Raw genomic sequence first — 13859 nt, 5'->3', positions numbered from 1 at the left:
AGAAAGCAAGGCTCTTGTCTAGCCCTATTCACCATTCACCCACTTCATAGCCACCCATTCTTGCGAAACCGCCAGTAAAGAAACGTGCAGATCAGGGCAATTGCCGCCAGGACGGCCGGGTAGCCATATTCCATCCTCAGTTCCGGCATGTCGCTGAAATTCATGCCGTAAATGCCGGCGAATGCCGTCGGCACGGCCAAGATTGCGGCCCATGAGGCAAGCTTCTTGGAGATCGCCGTCTCCTGGCTTTGACCGACCAGAAGGCTCGCCTCGAAGGCGAAGGCGAGAACCTCACGCAGGCTGTCGATCTTTTCCTGGACGGTGCGGATGTGGTCGGTGACGTCGCGAAACAGCGGGTGCATGGCTGTGTGGATTTGCGGCAGATCGGCGCTGGTGAGCCGCCGGCAGACCTCCACCAGCGGCAGGGCCGCATTACGCAGGCGCAAGAGATCGCGGCGCAGCATATAAAGCCGTTCGATATCGGAGCCGGTCATCGGTTTCAGCAGAACCTTGTCCTCGATCGCCTCGACCTCGTTTTCGATCTGCTCAAGCACCGGCATATAGTTGTCGACGATGAAATCGAGAATGGCGTAGAGGACGAAATCCTCGCCCTTGGCAAGGGAATGCGGGCAGCTTTCCCAATGCTGCCGAACGGCGGCGTAGGAGGTCGACGGGCCATGCCTGACGCTGACAATGTAGCCCGCGCCGACGAACAGATGCGTCTCGCCGAAGGTGACGCGGCTCTCGATCAGCTGCGCCGTGCGGGCAACTATGAACAGGGCATCACCATATTGCTCGATCTTCGGTCGCTGGTGCGGATGCTCGGCGTCCTCGATCGCCAGCTCATGCAGATGGAATTGCGCCTGGACGCGCAGCAGCAAATTGCGGTCGGGCTCCAGCAGTCCGATCCAGACCACGTGACCCGGCTTCCCGGCCCATTCGCCGGCTTCCTCGATCGGAATGTCGGCGATGCGCCGCCCAGCCGTATAGACGCCGCAAGCGATTATACCCGACATCGGCGGCGCAGGAGCAAACTCGCGGACGTATTCCATCGCAGCCTCCTGAAGGCGGGGCCTTCATCGCGGAACTGAGAAGTCGGCGCGTCGAAAGCTTAGCGCAATTTTCTGTCAGGTGGCGAATCCGAAATTCGCATCAGTGCTGAGAGAACTCACTTCGCTGGTTGGGTTGCGGGAAGAATAATCTTGTCCGTCTTGTCGCCCTTCGGACGATCGGCCGGCATCTGATCGCCGGTGACGATATAGTAGATCGTCTCGGCGATGTTGGTAGCGTGGTCGCCGATGCGCTCGATGTTCTTGGCGCAAAACAGGAGATGTGTGCAGGGCGTGATGTTGCGTGGGTCTTCCATCATGTAGGTCAGCAATTCGCGAAACAGAGAGGTGTACATGGCGTCGATCTGGTCGTCGCGGTCGCGCACGAAACCGATTTTCTCCACCGACCGCGACGCATAGACGTCGAGTACTTCCTTGAGCTGGGTCAGTGCCAGATTGGCCAAAGCCTCGAGGCCGCGGAACAGGCTGTTCGGCTGGCGCCCGTCTGCGACGGCAACCACCCGCTTGGCGACGTTCTTGCCGAGGTCGCCTATCCGTTCGAGGTCAGCCGAGATGCGGATCGCGCCGACGATCTCGCGCAGATCCGTCGCCATCGGCTGGCGTTTAGCGATGATGATGATCGCCTTGTCGTCGATCTCGCGCTGTCCCTCATCCAGAACCAGGTCGTCCCGAATGACTTTCTGGGCAAGCCCCGGATCCGCATTGACCAGCGCCGCGACCGCCTGCTCGACCATGCGCTCGGCATGCCCGCCCATCGCCGCGATGCGCTTCGACAGATATTTCAGCTCCTCGTCATAGGCGCTGACGATATGCACGGACTGCATGGACGAAATGCCTTTCCCGGGATCTCGTGGTTGAGTCGTTCCCTCGAATCCCCGCTGATACGCTAGCCGGATGACAGAAAAAAGAAACGGCCCATTATGTGCTAGAGATAGTACTACGTTAGCGAGCCGGCAAATGGACCGTGAACGCCGCACCCTTGCCGACCTCCGACCTGATGGAGAGTCTGGCGTTGTGGCGGGTCAGGATATGCTTGACGATGGACAGGCCAAGGCCGGTGCCCTTCTGGGTTCGGCTGTTCTCGACGTCGACCCGGTAGAAGCGCTCGGTGATGCGCGGGATGTGCTCTTCGGGGATGCCGGGGCCGAAATCCCTGATGGTGACGTCGATGCCCGGTTCGGGATCGCTGTCGCTGCGTATGATCGACACCACGACGCGTCCGCCCGACTGACCATATTTGCAGGCGTTTTCCAGCAGGTTTTCGAAGACCTGGAAAAGCTCGTCCCGATCGCCGGGCACGTCGAGCGGCCCTTCCGCGAAATCACGCTCGATGACGACGCCGTTTTCCTTTGCGAGCGGCCCAAGCGAATCGATGACGTTGTCGATGGCCTGGCGCAGGTCGACCTCGGTTCCCGGCTTGAGATAGGGCTTCATCTCCAGGCGCGACAGCGACAGAAGGTCGTCGATGAGGCGCGCCATGCGGCTGGTCTGGTTCTGCATGATCTGCAGGAACTGCTCGCGCGCCGCGGGGTCGTTGCGGGCCGGCCCGCGCAGCGTCTCGATGAAGCCGGCGATCGAGGCGAGAGGCGTGCGCAGCTCGTGGCTGGCATTGGCAATGAAGTCGGCACGCATTCTGTCGATCCGGCGCGCCTCACTCTGGTCCTTGAACACCAGCACGTAGAGATCCGTGGCATGGCCGACTGAAGACGCGCTCACCCGATAGGCTCGTTCGACCGGCAGCTTTTCTATGTAGTCGACGCTGTCCGAAGCGACGTTGCCCGCCAAGATACTATCCAGCAAGGCCTGCATTTCCGGCGCGCGGAATTTCAGCGACAGCGACATGCCGGGGGCAATCCCGCCGAAGGCGGCAAAGGCAGCGGCGTTGGCGTGGACGATGGCGGCGGAGCGATCGAAAATGATCAGCGGATCGGCAACCGCCGCCGCGAGATATTCGCCGGAAAGTTGTTGCACGCTCGATTCGATGGCCGCGGCATTTTCGGTCGATTGGCGGGCGATGCCGGCCGGCAGCATCGCAGCGGCAACCAGCACGGCGCCAGCCAGCAGCACCACATAGCCAGACATGCCGGCAAAACCATAGACCATCAGAACCGCAACGAGGCCGGCCGCAAGCAGCCAGCGGCTGTTCCACAGCCGCATGGCGACGGCTTGCGCCCTGCCTCTCCGCTCTGCGCCGATGTCGGCCATTTGCGCTCCGTCTGCGGCCACTTCAAGAACTTCTTGCTGGACCGGCGCTAGAGCGCAGTGCGTCCAATTGGGCGCACAAAGGACGCTCTACCACTTTATCTGCTGCATCGTTCTTTCCGAAAATCGATTCCGATTTTCGGGCCGATGCAGTAAGGCTCCCAATAGCACGAGTCCGGAAGCTGGAAAGGTTCGCCTCGATGAAAAACGCCAAGGAAAGCCCCGCCGCACCCTCATCGGGGCCGCTGAAGATCATGATCGACGGCAAGGAGAGGGCGTTCGACATCGAGGCCCCCGCGCTTCCCGACTGGGTCGAGGACCGCAAGCTCACCGCCGGCGGTTACCCTTACGACAAGAAGATGAAGAGCGAGGAGTATGACGAGAGGCTAGAGAAGCTGCAGATCGAGCTGGTCAAGGCGCAGGCGTGGCTGCAGTCGACGGGCAAGCGGGTAATTTCGCTGTTCGAGGGGCGCGACGCTGCCGGTAAGGGCGGCACGATCTTCGTTTTGCGCCAGTATCTGAACCCTCGCACGGCGCGCAACGTGGCGCTGACCAAGCCAACGCCCACCGAGCTTGGACAATGGTACTTCCAGCGCTACGTCGACCACTTCCCGACGTCGGGCGAATTCGTCACCTTCGACCGCTCCTGGTATAACCGCGCCGGCGTTGAACCGGTGATGGGATTCTGCACGCCCGAGCAGCACGAGCAATTTCTGGACGAGGTTCCGCATTTCGAGCGGATGATCCGCAACGAGGGCATACATTTCTTCAAATTCTGGCTGAACATCGGCCGGGAAACGCAGCTCGAGCGATTCCACGACCGCCGCTGGAGCCCGCTGAAGAGCTGGAAATTTTCGCCAATCGACATCGCCGGCATCACCAAATGGGACGAATACACCAAAGCGCGCGACCTGATGGTCGAGCGCACGCACAAGGAGTTCGCGCCCTGGATCATTGTGCGGGCGAACGACAAACGGCGCGCGCGGCTGGCCGTCATGCAGCGCATTCTCCTTTCGCTTCCCTATGACGGCCGCGACCTCGACGTCATCGGCAAGGAGGACAAGAAGATCATCGGCGAAGGGCCGACTTTCCTCGAAAAATAAGCTCACCTCATCGATACGCGGCTCTCATGCCGCCAGCCGGGCAATCCGCTGCAGTCGCTTCAGCGTGGTGTCGTCCTGCAGCGCCTGCTGGAAAAGCGAGATCTCCTGGTCGATGCGGTCGCAGAGCGCGCCGGTGTCGCCCCTAAGCAGGTCGCGCGTCTGTAGCAGCGCCGCGACAGGCTTCTTGGCGAGTTGCCTGGCTCTTGCCAACGTGGCTTCCTCGACGCTGCCGTCCGTCACGATCTCGCCGACAAGGCCCAGTGCCCTGGCATCTTCGGCGGCGAGCGTGTCGCCCAGGCAGAAGAAGCGGAACGCCCCGGCATAGCCGAGCTTCTGCGGCGCCAGAATGCTGGTCGCCGCGTCCGGCACCAGGCCGAAATCGACGAACGGCACCCGAAACGTGCTCTTGCTCGAGGCGATCACCATGTCGCAGTGGAACAGGATGGTGCAACCGACGCCGACGGCGTCGCCGTCGACACAGGCAAGGACCGGTTTCGGGAACGTCGCCAGCGTGCGGAACATATCGGTGACGGCGGCGATCAGTCGCCGATGTTTGGTGGCATCGAGAAATTCGGAGAAATCGGCTCCGAGGCAGAAGCACCCGGCCAAGCCGCGCAGGACCACGACGCGGACGTCGTCGTCGACAGCGGCTTCATGGAATGTCCTGGCCAGGCTTTCATAGGCCCGCCTGTCCAGCACCGGGCGGCCGTCACCCGACGATACCGTGACGATCAGCGTGTGATTGCGGAATTCTGCTTTTGAGTGAACGTTCATGGCCTCTCTCCAATCTCACGAGGCGCGTCTCTGTCCGAGCATGTCCGGGTACCCTCTGGCCAGCACCGGCGCAAAATGGTTGCGGCGCGAACGCACCACGTCGAGCGTGTGCTCGTTGAAGGTGAGCAGTGTGGCAACCACCTGCTGGTTGCCATAGGTACGCTGGTAACCGAGCGGCGTTGCCAGGAAATGCAGCTGCAGCGCGCGAAGCACCCACATCGGCTCGAATTCGATGATCACCTGGTTGACGTTGCGCTTCAGGCCCCACTCGACGAAGCCGGCGATCAGCTCGGTGCCGACCGTCGACACGCCGCGCCGACCGTCGCGGAATCCCGGCGCAACCGCATAGCGGGTCAGTTCATAGACATTCGGGCCCGACGGTGGGGTTCCCTCATAAAGGTCCGCCAGCACATCGGTTAGAAGATGTGCCCGGGTCGTCGGCAGCATCCGCTGATAACCGGCGAGCTCGCCATTGCGGATGACGATCTGGTGCACTGCCTCGTCGTGGTCGAATTGATCGATCTCGAGGCCATCAGGGCGCTGCAGATCGGTCCATCCCATCTCTTCGACGAAAACTCTGTAACGCAAACGATGAACTGCCTCCCAGAGGTCGGGCCGTTCCATCAATTCCTGGGTCGTGAGGGAAAAAAGCATTTGCCGTCTCCTAGTTTCAATAGGAAGATACGGCCGTGCTTTCCCAAAAAAATTACGCGATCACGCAAGCAAGAATTTCTAGGCCGGCGCGGCCGACCTAGTTAATATAGCCGCGCCTTATCGCTTCCGCGACGGCCTGGACCCGGTTGACGGCACCGAGTTTGCTTTTGGCGTTAAGAAGGTGTTTCTCTGACGTGTGTTCCGAAATGCCGAGAATTTGTGAAATCTCCCATTCGGACTTGCCAACAGCAGCCCATTGCAGGCATTCGCGCTCACGCGGCGTTAATTCGACATGATCGATGGTTTTGCCCGCCATAGTGTGGAGCTGCATTGCGCGGCCAATCGCATAAGTCGAGACCAGCGACACCAACCCGAACTCGGCACTCGACAATTCGACAGCCTCGCCGCCTAGCGACACCATGACGATCTGGCCATCGAGCGTGATTAGCGGGAAGGCCAACCCGTCGCGCAGCTTGAATTCGCCGGCATCGCCCATCACCTCGCCGCCGCTCTTGCCGATGCGGATGCCCTGAGATGCTTCCCGCCACTGGAATGGCGCTTGAAGCTGCTTCATGTGGCTGACGACGGGGTCGTGATCGACGTAGTTGCGCGCGACGTAGCGCTCAAGCCATTCAGCCGGCCAGTCGCAGAGCAGCACATGGTCCTTTTGCTGGTTTCTCGGTGTGCCAGGTTGCGGAACCGTCCCGGCCATCAGCGCCGTCAGCCCGAACCCGCTTGTTACCCCCAGCAGCTTTTCGCAGACGGCGGCGGCTGTGCCGGCGTGCTGCAACTGATCTATCAACTCCAGCGTACGATCGAAATGACCCATCGCAACATCTACCCCATGTTGCCTTCCGCTCTTGAGGCCAATGGCAGTGATCAACCCGCACCACGCCATCAACACCACGCCATCAACCCCGGACTGCAAAGCTGCCTCCCCTGTGCGTCCTACTGCTCCTCCTCAGCCGGCATCACGCAGTCACTTGCAAACTCACTAAACAATATCCCTAAATTGCAATGATGAAACCAAAAACCGTCGTACCTGTGTTTTTTTCGTACAAAAACCTGTGTTATTTCGTACGAAAGCCGGGGCAAGACCGGACGGAGTCGTCGCGTGGCGTTTCGGCGCATATCCATTTCATTGATCTCGATATTGATCGGAGCGCAATCGCTTGCGGCTGCTGCGCTCGCCGCGGAGCCGCAGGTGCCGGTGTTCTGGGACGCCAAGGAGCGGCTGCCAAAGCCGGACCTTTCGATGCTGCCGCGGCTGCGATTCCTGACCGCCACGGATTTCCCGCCGTTCAATTTCCTCGATGGGGCAGGCCGGCTGTCGGGCTTCCATGTCGACCTGGCGCGCGCCATCTGCGCCGAGCTCGGCATTGCCGAAAAATGCCAGATCCAGGCGCTGCCCTGGGCCGAGCTCGAAGGTGCGCTCGGGAAAGGCGAGGGCGAAGCGATCATTGCCGGCATCGCCGCGACGCCGGAGTCGCGGTCGAAATACACATTTTCACGCTCCTACCTGCAATTTCCGGCACGCTTCATCATGTTGAAGACACAGGCGCTGACCGAACCAATGTTCGACAAGCTGCGCAGCAAGCGTGTCGGCGTGATCGCCGGCTCCGCGCACGAGCGGATGCTGCGCGATTATTTCGGCGACGTCCAAATCGTCCCGTTCGCAAAGCCGGAGGAGCTTTATGGCGAGCTGAAAGCCGGCAAGATCGACGCCGCCTTCGGCGACGGCATGCGTTTCGCCTTCTGGCTCGGCGGTTCGGATGCAGCGGGCTGCTGCCGCTTTGCCGGCGGCCCCTATCTGGCGCCCGAATATCTCGGCTCAGGCATGGCAATCGCCACCAGGGCCGACGATCCGGCACTGGCCGCCGCTTTCGACTACGCGCTGCAGGAAATCTCGGTGAAAGGCACGTTCGCCGAGTTCTATCTGCGCTATTTTCCCGTCAGTTTTTTCTGAGCTTGGCCGCCGGCTCAGGTCAGCGTGCGAAGGCGGGCCTTGGCGGCTCGCGCAATGGCGGCGACCGTCAGCGCATCGAGGTCGAGTTCCCGGCGGACGAGCTGCAGGACGCGCACCTCCTCCAGGCGCATTTCGAGATCGACAGCTGCGACCTCGAAGGCGGCGGCATAGGCGGTGTCACGCAGGCGTTCGGGCAGCGCCTCGGCGACGCGCGCCAGGACGCCCTCCAGCCCATCCTTTTCATGCAGCATTTTCTGGCAGGCCTGGGCGACCTCGACCAGCCGCTCCTGGTTGAAATCCTCAAACACCGGCCAGGACCGAACGACGTCGCCGATCCGCGCCAGTTCGACGTCGGTCATGTCGCGGTCTGATGCCGAGGTGATGACCATCAGGTAGATCATGGCTTCGTGTGGCGACAATGGCATTTACAACTCCTTGAGATGGTCCCGAAGTTAGGAACGAGGGACCGGCGCCGCAAGGAAAAACAGCCGCGATCGTTGGCGCTCCGATCACGCCTTGGAACTTGATCCATCCTGACTATCGGGACGGGGGCTCTTAATCTTCTTGCCTGATCACGGTGCTGCCCGAAAACCGGGTTCCACTTTTCGGGATCATGGTCTAGAGCATGCGGCTGCCGGCATGGATGCTGGCAAAGTTGCAGGAATAGCATCATGGCCGAACAACAGCCGATCGATCTCAGCCCGGAAGTCCTCGCCGCCGCCGCCGAAAGCAAGGCGTGGCCATTCGAGGAAGCGAAAAAGATCGTCGCCCGCTACGCGAGCAGCGGCTACCCGGAAACGGTGCTGTTCGAGACCGGCTACGGCCCGTCCGGCCTGCCGCACATCGGCACGTTCGGCGAGGTGGCGCGCACATCTATGGTGCGCCACGCCTTCCGCGTGCTGACTGAAGACAAGGTCAAGACGCGGCTGCTGTGCTTCTCCGACGACATGGACGGATTGCGCAAGGTGCCGGACAATGTGCCTAACAAGGACATGCTGCGCGCCTATCTCGGCAAGCCGCTGACCAGGATACCGGACCCGTTCTCCAATGAGTATCCGTCCTTCGGCGCCGCCAATAACGCACGGCTGCGCGCTTTCCTCGACCGTTTCGGCTTCGATTACGAATTCGCTTCCTCGACCGACTATTATACTTCCGGCCGCTTCGACGCGACGCTGCTCAAGATGCTCGAGCGCTTCGATAAGGTGATGGCAATTATGCTGCCGTCGCTGCGCGAGGAGCGGGCGCTGAGCTATTCGCCCTTCCTGCCGATCCATCCCAAGACCGGCATCGTCATGCAAGTCGCGATCGACGAGCGCAAGCTCGACGCCGGCACCATCGTGTGGCGCGACCCGGACACCGGCGAGCGCTTCGAGACGCCGGTGACCGGCGGTCATGCCAAGCTGCAATGGAAGCCAGATTGGGCGATGCGCTGGGCAGCACTCGGCGTCGATTACGAGATGTCCGGCAAGGATCTGATCGATTCCGTCAAGCTCGCCGGGCAGATTTGCCGCGCGCTCGATGCTCCGGCACCCGAGGGCTTCAATTATGAGCTGTTCCTCGATGAGAACGGCCAGAAGATCTCGAAGTCGAAGGGCAATGGGCTGACCATCGACGAGTGGCTGACTTACGCGCCGACCGAGAGCCTTAGCCTTTATATGTTCCAGCGCCCGCGAACCGCGAAGAAGCTTTATTTCGACGTCATCCCGAAGGCGGTAGACGAATATTACACGTTCCTCTCTGCCTATCAGAGGCAGGACTGGAAGGAGCGGCTGGGCAATCCGGTCTGGCACATGCATGACGGCAATCCCCCGGCAGTCGACCTGCCGGTTCCGTTCTCGCTGCTGCTCAACCTGGTCAGCGCCTCGAATGCGCAGAACAGGGACGTGCTGTGGGGTTTCATTTCGCGCCACGCGCCGGGTGTGACGCCGACAACCCATCCCGAGCTCGACCGGCTGGCCGAATATGCCATCCGCTATTTCGACGATTTCGTGAAGCCGGCGAAAGTGTACCGTGCTGCCGACGCGGTCGAGCGCGAGGCGCTGACCAAGCTTTCGGAAGCGCTCGCCGCGCTGCCGGCTGATGCCGACAGCGAGGCAATCCAGAACGCTGCCCTCAATGTTGCGCGCAAGATCGAGCGCTACCAGGATCATTCCAAGCAGAGCCCGGAGGGCGGACCCGGTGTCTCCGTCGCCTTCTTCCAGATGATCTATCAGGTGCTGATAGGTCAGGAACGCGGGCCGCGCTTCGGCTCCTTCGCCGCGCTCTACGGCATCGCCGAAACGCGCGAGCTCATTCAGCGGGCGCTGGCTGGTCAGCTGGCGGCATGAGGACGCCGTCTTGCTCCTCCAGGATCGAGCTAGGCGCTACAGGCGCGGATCGCGACGCAGCAGCCGGGAGCGGCGGCAGGCCTGAAACGCTCGGCGGCGGCCCGAAGACGCCTTTTTTTGCTGCACGCGCCTTCTCGCCGGCTTCTACGTAAGGGCCGCCCTTGGCGGCGCGCGCCCAGCCATTTTCGACCAGCCATTGGCCGATATCCTGATTGCCGATCCGGCACTCGGCGGCGATCAGATCAGGACCGCCTTCGGGCGGCACGGCACAGACCACCGCACGACTGCGGAGAAAGGCGCGGAAGGCCGTTCGCGCCCGAATGCCGCAATTCCAGGACTCGCCGCCGTCGGTGCAAGTCTCCTCCTGCTTGACGATGTCGATACCGGAAACCGCAATCGAATAGCCCTTTGCTTCGATGACCCCGGCGGCCGACGCGACGGGCTGGAATAGTTTCGTGCCTTTCCAGTCGTCGGGCATTTTCGTTTTTGGCGGCTTGGGCGGTCCGGCCAATGCCAGATCGCTCAACGGGGCGCGCGGCTCTATCCGTTCAAGCTCGTTGGAACCGAGCTGCGGCGGCACCACGATTTCTGGATCGATTGCCCTCGAATGCGCCGCCTGCTTGGCCGGCACTGGTTTCGGGATGGCCGACGTAGCCGGCGCGGCGGGCTGCGGTTCAGCGCCGACCTGGATTTGCTCCCAGGGGCCGCCGCTTTCGCTCTGGACGGCGCGGCCGCCGGCGACAATTGCCGTGGCCATCGCCGGGATCGCCAGAACAGCCAAGGCAAGGTGAGGCAGACGCACCGGCCCCGCGCCTACTGGCTTGCCCAGACAATCCGCGCCACCCATTCGACATCGCGCATGGGGATGTCGCGGTCCGGGTGATCGGGATTGAGGGAGACCAGCGCGATCGACCTCGGTGTCTGGCGGTCGAGCACCTTGGCCATCACCTCGCCGGCATTGGTCTTGACGACGACGCGATCACCCTTTCGTATGGTAGCCCCTGGCTCGACGATCAGGACATCGCCATTGCGATAGAGCGGCAGCATGGAATCGCCCTGGACCTTCAAGGCATAGGAGGTTTCGGTTGCCCGTGCCGGAAGCTCGATCAGGTCCCATCCCTGCCCCGCTGGAAACCCGGCGTCGTCGAAGAAGCCACCGGCGCCCGCCTGGGCGAAGCCGAGCAGCGGCACCGACGATCTCTGCACGGGTAGTGCGCCGGAATTACCCCGACCCTCGACCAGCCCCGCAAATTCATCCAGCGAGGCGCCGGTCGCCTCGATGATCTTGGCCAGCGATTCGGTCGACGGCCAGCGCGGCCGTCCATCTGAGGACAGCCGCTTCGATTTGTTGAAGGCGGTCGAGTCGAGGCCAGCGCGCCTGGCCAGCCCAGAGGCCGAAAGCGAATAACGCTCGGCAAGAGCGTCGATGGCGGCCCAAACGCGGTCGTGCGAGAGCACCTTGCTCTTCCTTCGAAACAGGAAAAAATACCTTCCCTGTTTTACCCCTTGGCCGCCATCTTGTCCACCGCCGAAGACGGCGTCAGGCTGCCTCCTTGGCCTCGTCCCTGGTATAGGGATCGAAGCGCTCGTAGAAGGTCTCGCCCTTCTCGGCCATATCAAGCAGCAGCTTCGGCGCCTTGAACTCGGTGCCGTATTTCTTCTGCAGGCGCTTGGCGAGTTTGACGAATTTCTTCGCGCCGATGCCGTCGATGTAGGACAGTGCACCGCCTGTATAGGGCGCGAAGCCGAAGGCCAGGATCGAGCCGACATCGGCCTCGCGTGGGTCGGTAACGATGCCCTCTTCCATCACCCGTACCGCCTCAAGCGCGATGGTGACCAGCAGCCGCTGCTTCAGTTCCTCATAATCGACCTGCTCCGGCGCCAGCTGCGGGTAGAGATCCCTGAGGCCTGGCCACAGCTTCTTCTTGGCCGGTTTTGCCGGATAGTCATAGAAGCCCTTGCCGTTCTTGCGGCCCAAGCGACCATGCGTGTCGACCATCGTGTTGATCAGCGCCATCTGCTTCGGATCGACCGCCTTGTCGCCGAGGTCGCGCATGGTCTGCTTCATGATCTTCTGGGCAAGGTCGATCGCCGTCTCGTCGGTCAACGCCAAAGGACCGACCGGCATGCCGGCGGCCTTGGCCGCGTTCTCGATCATTGGCGCCGGAACACCTTCGATCAGCATCTTGTAGGCCTCCGACATGTAGCGCAGCACGCAGCGATTAACATAGAAGCCGCGCGTATCGTTGACGACAATCGGCGTTTTCTTGATGGCACGGACAAAGTCGATCGCGGTTGCCAGCGCCTTGTCGCCGGTCTTCTTGCCGAGGATGATCTCGACCAGCATCATCTTGTCGACCGGCGAGAAGAAATGGATGCCGATGAAATTCTTCGGCCGCGCCGAATTCCTGGCCAGCGATGTAATCGGTATGGTCGACGTATTCGAGGCGAAGATCGCCGACGGCTTGAGCACAGCCTCGGCCTGTTCGGTGGCACCCTTCTTTACGGCCGAATCCTCAAATACCGCCTCGACCACAAGATCGCAGCCGGCGAGATCCGCATAGTCGGCCGTCGGCGTGATTAGCGACAGCAACTGATATTTGTCCTGCGGCTTGGCACGGCCCTTCTTTACCTGATCCGAGATCAGGTTGTCGGAATGCGCCTTGCCCTTGGCGGCGGACTCCATGTCGCGGTCGAGCAGCACCACCGGAATACCGGCCTTGGCCGTCACATAGGCAATGCCAGCGCCCATGAAGCCGGCGCCGAGTACGCCGATCTTCTTGAACTTCGTTTCCGGCACACCGGCCGGGCGGCGCGCGCCCTTGTTCAGTTCCTGCAGCGACACGAACAGCGAACGGATCATCGCTGCCGCTTCCCTGGTCTGCATGATCTCGGTGAAATAGCGTTGCTCGATCCGCAAGGCGGTGTCGAACGGCACCAACAGGCCCTCATAGACGCATTTCAGGATGGCGGCAGCGGCGGGATAATTGCCATAGGTCTCTCGGCGCAGAATGGCGATGGCCGGCGGCCACAGATTGGCACCGGCCACCGAATAGATCGGGGCGCCGGGCAGCTTGAAGCCCTTTTCATCCCATGGCGCCACCGGTTTCAAGCCGTTCCTGATCATCGCCTTGGCGGTTTCGACCAGCTTGTCCGGCTCGGCAATCTCATGGATCAGGCCCATCGACTTGGCCTTCTGAGGCGACAGCGTCTGGCCGGACGTCAGCATTTGCAGCGCCTGCTGCTGGTCGGTCAGCCGTGGCACGCGCTGGGTGCCGCCGGCGCCCGGAAAAATGCCGATCTTCACTTCGGGAAGCGCCATCCTCACTTTGTCTGAATCGGCCGCGACACGGCCATGGCAGGCGAGCGACAATTCGAACGCGCCACCCATGCATGTGCCGTTGATCGCCGAAACCCATGGCTTTCCCGAAGTTTCCAGCTTACGGAACAGGCCGTTCATGGTGCCCGCATTGTCGAACAGCGCCTTGGTCGCCTTCTCCGGGTCCTTCGCCTTGTCGGCGGCGAAGGTCGCCAGCATCTTCTGCAGCATGGTGATGTCGGCGCCGCCCGAGAATGTATCCTTGCCGGAGGTGATCACCGCGCCCTTTATCGCTGCATCGCTCGCCACTTTGTCGACGATGGTATTCAGTTCGAGCATCACCTCCTCGGTGAAGACGTTCATCGAACGGTCCGGCATGTCCCAGGTGACCAGCGCAATGCCGTCGGCGTCGATGTCGAGGGTGAAATTGGTGTAGCTCATCAT

General features: G+C 61.7%; 13 protein-coding genes. 3 read left to right on the top strand and 10 right to left on the bottom strand.

The features are described 5' to 3' along the window. Positions 1-44 precede the first annotated feature (44 nt). From NKJ32_RS04745 to NKJ32_RS04735, 3 genes are all read right to left on the bottom strand, one after another. On the bottom strand, positions 45-1052 hold the full coding sequence (locus NKJ32_RS04745) for a magnesium and cobalt transport protein CorA (protein ID WP_352621868.1): 1008 nt from the start codon (positions 1050-1052) through the stop codon (positions 45-47). A 116-nt stretch (positions 1053-1168) separates the two neighbouring features. Beyond that, entirely contained in the window at positions 1169-1894 is a 726-nt protein-coding gene (gene phoU / locus NKJ32_RS04740) for a phosphate signaling complex protein PhoU (protein WP_352589138.1), read from the bottom strand. Between the two features lie 118 nt (positions 1895-2012). Beyond that, positions 2013-3275: a sensor histidine kinase gene (locus NKJ32_RS04735; RefSeq protein ID WP_352826911.1), complete on the bottom strand. Its 1263-nt coding sequence runs from the start codon at positions 3273-3275 to the stop codon at positions 2013-2015. A gap of 197 nt (positions 3276-3472) precedes the next feature. Between NKJ32_RS04735 and ppk2 the strand changes: the two genes are divergently transcribed. Beyond that, complete coding sequence (gene ppk2 / locus NKJ32_RS04730) at positions 3473-4375, top strand: polyphosphate kinase 2 (RefSeq protein WP_352621871.1); 903 nt, start codon at positions 3473-3475, stop codon at positions 4373-4375. Between the two features lie 24 nt (positions 4376-4399). On the opposite strand, the gene NKJ32_RS04725 is transcribed toward ppk2, so the two are convergent. From NKJ32_RS04725 to NKJ32_RS04715, 3 genes are all read right to left on the bottom strand, one after another. Further along, entirely contained in the window at positions 4400-5149 is a 750-nt protein-coding gene (locus NKJ32_RS04725; RefSeq protein ID WP_023677343.1) for an enoyl-CoA hydratase-related protein, read from the bottom strand. Positions 5150-5164: 15 nt separating this feature from the next. Next, entirely contained in the window at positions 5165-5803 is a 639-nt protein-coding gene (locus NKJ32_RS04720) for an acyl-homoserine-lactone synthase (protein ID WP_023677342.1), read from the bottom strand. Between the two features lie 97 nt (positions 5804-5900). Continuing rightward, positions 5901-6632 (bottom strand): helix-turn-helix transcriptional regulator, encoded by a 732-nt coding sequence (locus tag NKJ32_RS04715; RefSeq protein WP_023677341.1) that lies wholly within the window; start codon positions 6630-6632, stop codon positions 5901-5903. Positions 6633-6917: 285 nt separating this feature from the next. Between NKJ32_RS04715 and NKJ32_RS04710 the strand changes: the two genes are divergently transcribed. Further along, complete coding sequence (locus NKJ32_RS04710; RefSeq protein ID WP_352826909.1) at positions 6918-7769, top strand: ABC transporter substrate-binding protein; 852 nt, start codon at positions 6918-6920, stop codon at positions 7767-7769. Between the two features lie 14 nt (positions 7770-7783). Here the strand turns inward: NKJ32_RS04710 and NKJ32_RS04705 are convergent, their stop codons facing one another. Then, the gene (locus NKJ32_RS04705; RefSeq protein ID WP_023677339.1) at positions 7784-8194 is read right to left on the bottom strand and encodes a tellurite resistance TerB family protein; all 411 of its coding nucleotides are present in this window, start codon (positions 8192-8194) and stop codon (positions 7784-7786) included. A gap of 246 nt (positions 8195-8440) precedes the next feature. Here NKJ32_RS04705 and NKJ32_RS04700 point away from each other — a divergent pair, with 246 nt between their 5' ends. Beyond that, positions 8441-10096 (top strand): lysine--tRNA ligase, encoded by a 1656-nt coding sequence (locus NKJ32_RS04700; RefSeq protein ID WP_352621875.1) that lies wholly within the window; start codon positions 8441-8443, stop codon positions 10094-10096. Here NKJ32_RS04700 and NKJ32_RS04695 read toward each other — a convergent pair. The 3 genes from NKJ32_RS04695 to NKJ32_RS04685 all read right to left on the bottom strand — a co-directional run bounded on the left by NKJ32_RS04695 (position 10059) and on the right by NKJ32_RS04685 (position 13856). Then, complete coding sequence (locus NKJ32_RS04695) at positions 10059-10898, bottom strand: thermonuclease family protein (RefSeq protein ID WP_023677337.1); 840 nt, start codon at positions 10896-10898, stop codon at positions 10059-10061. The two genes, NKJ32_RS04700 and NKJ32_RS04695, sit on opposite strands and share 38 nt — an antisense overlap. 11 nt (positions 10899-10909) lie before the next feature. After that, positions 10910-11554: a S24 family peptidase gene (locus tag NKJ32_RS04690; RefSeq protein ID WP_023677336.1), complete on the bottom strand. Its 645-nt coding sequence runs from the start codon at positions 11552-11554 to the stop codon at positions 10910-10912. A gap of 82 nt (positions 11555-11636) precedes the next feature. Then, entirely contained in the window at positions 11637-13856 is a 2220-nt protein-coding gene (locus NKJ32_RS04685) for a 3-hydroxyacyl-CoA dehydrogenase NAD-binding domain-containing protein (RefSeq protein WP_352589123.1), read from the bottom strand. Positions 13857-13859 lie beyond the last annotated feature (3 nt).

Source organism: Mesorhizobium sp. M0159, assembly GCF_040322295.1.
GTDB lineage: Bacteria > Pseudomonadota > Alphaproteobacteria > Rhizobiales > Rhizobiaceae > Mesorhizobium.
The sequence above is the reverse complement of the archived record's forward strand: the minus strand, read 5'-3'. Positions and strand labels throughout refer to the sequence as shown.

Bases quoted from the DNA above. Each gene is read 5' to 3' on its own strand.
- phoU (WP_352589138.1), bottom strand. From the start codon at position 1,894: ATGCAGTCCGTGCATATCGTCAGCGCCTATGACGAGGAGCTGAAATAT.
- NKJ32_RS04705 (WP_023677339.1), bottom strand. From the start codon at position 8,194: ATGCCATTGTCGCCACACGAAGCCATGATCTACCTGATGGTCATCACC.
- NKJ32_RS04700 (WP_352621875.1), top strand. From the start codon at position 8,441: ATGGCCGAACAACAGCCGATCGATCTCAGCCCGGAAGTCCTCGCCGCC.
- ppk2 (WP_352621871.1), top strand. From the start codon at position 3,473: ATGAAAAACGCCAAGGAAAGCCCCGCCGCACCCTCATCGGGGCCGCTG.
- NKJ32_RS04735 (WP_352826911.1), bottom strand. From the start codon at position 3,275: ATGGCCGACATCGGCGCAGAGCGGAGAGGCAGGGCGCAAGCCGTCGCC.
- NKJ32_RS04715 (WP_023677341.1), bottom strand. From the start codon at position 6,632: ATGGGTCATTTCGATCGTACGCTGGAGTTGATAGATCAGTTGCAGCAC.
- NKJ32_RS04745 (WP_352621868.1), bottom strand. From the start codon at position 1,052: ATGGAATACGTCCGCGAGTTTGCTCCTGCGCCGCCGATGTCGGGTATA.
- NKJ32_RS04720 (WP_023677342.1), bottom strand. From the start codon at position 5,803: ATGCTTTTTTCCCTCACGACCCAGGAATTGATGGAACGGCCCGACCTC.
- NKJ32_RS04685 (WP_352589123.1), bottom strand. From the start codon at position 13,856: ATGAGCTACACCAATTTCACCCTCGACATCGACGCCGACGGCATTGCG.
- NKJ32_RS04725 (WP_023677343.1), bottom strand. From the start codon at position 5,149: ATGAACGTTCACTCAAAAGCAGAATTCCGCAATCACACGCTGATCGTC.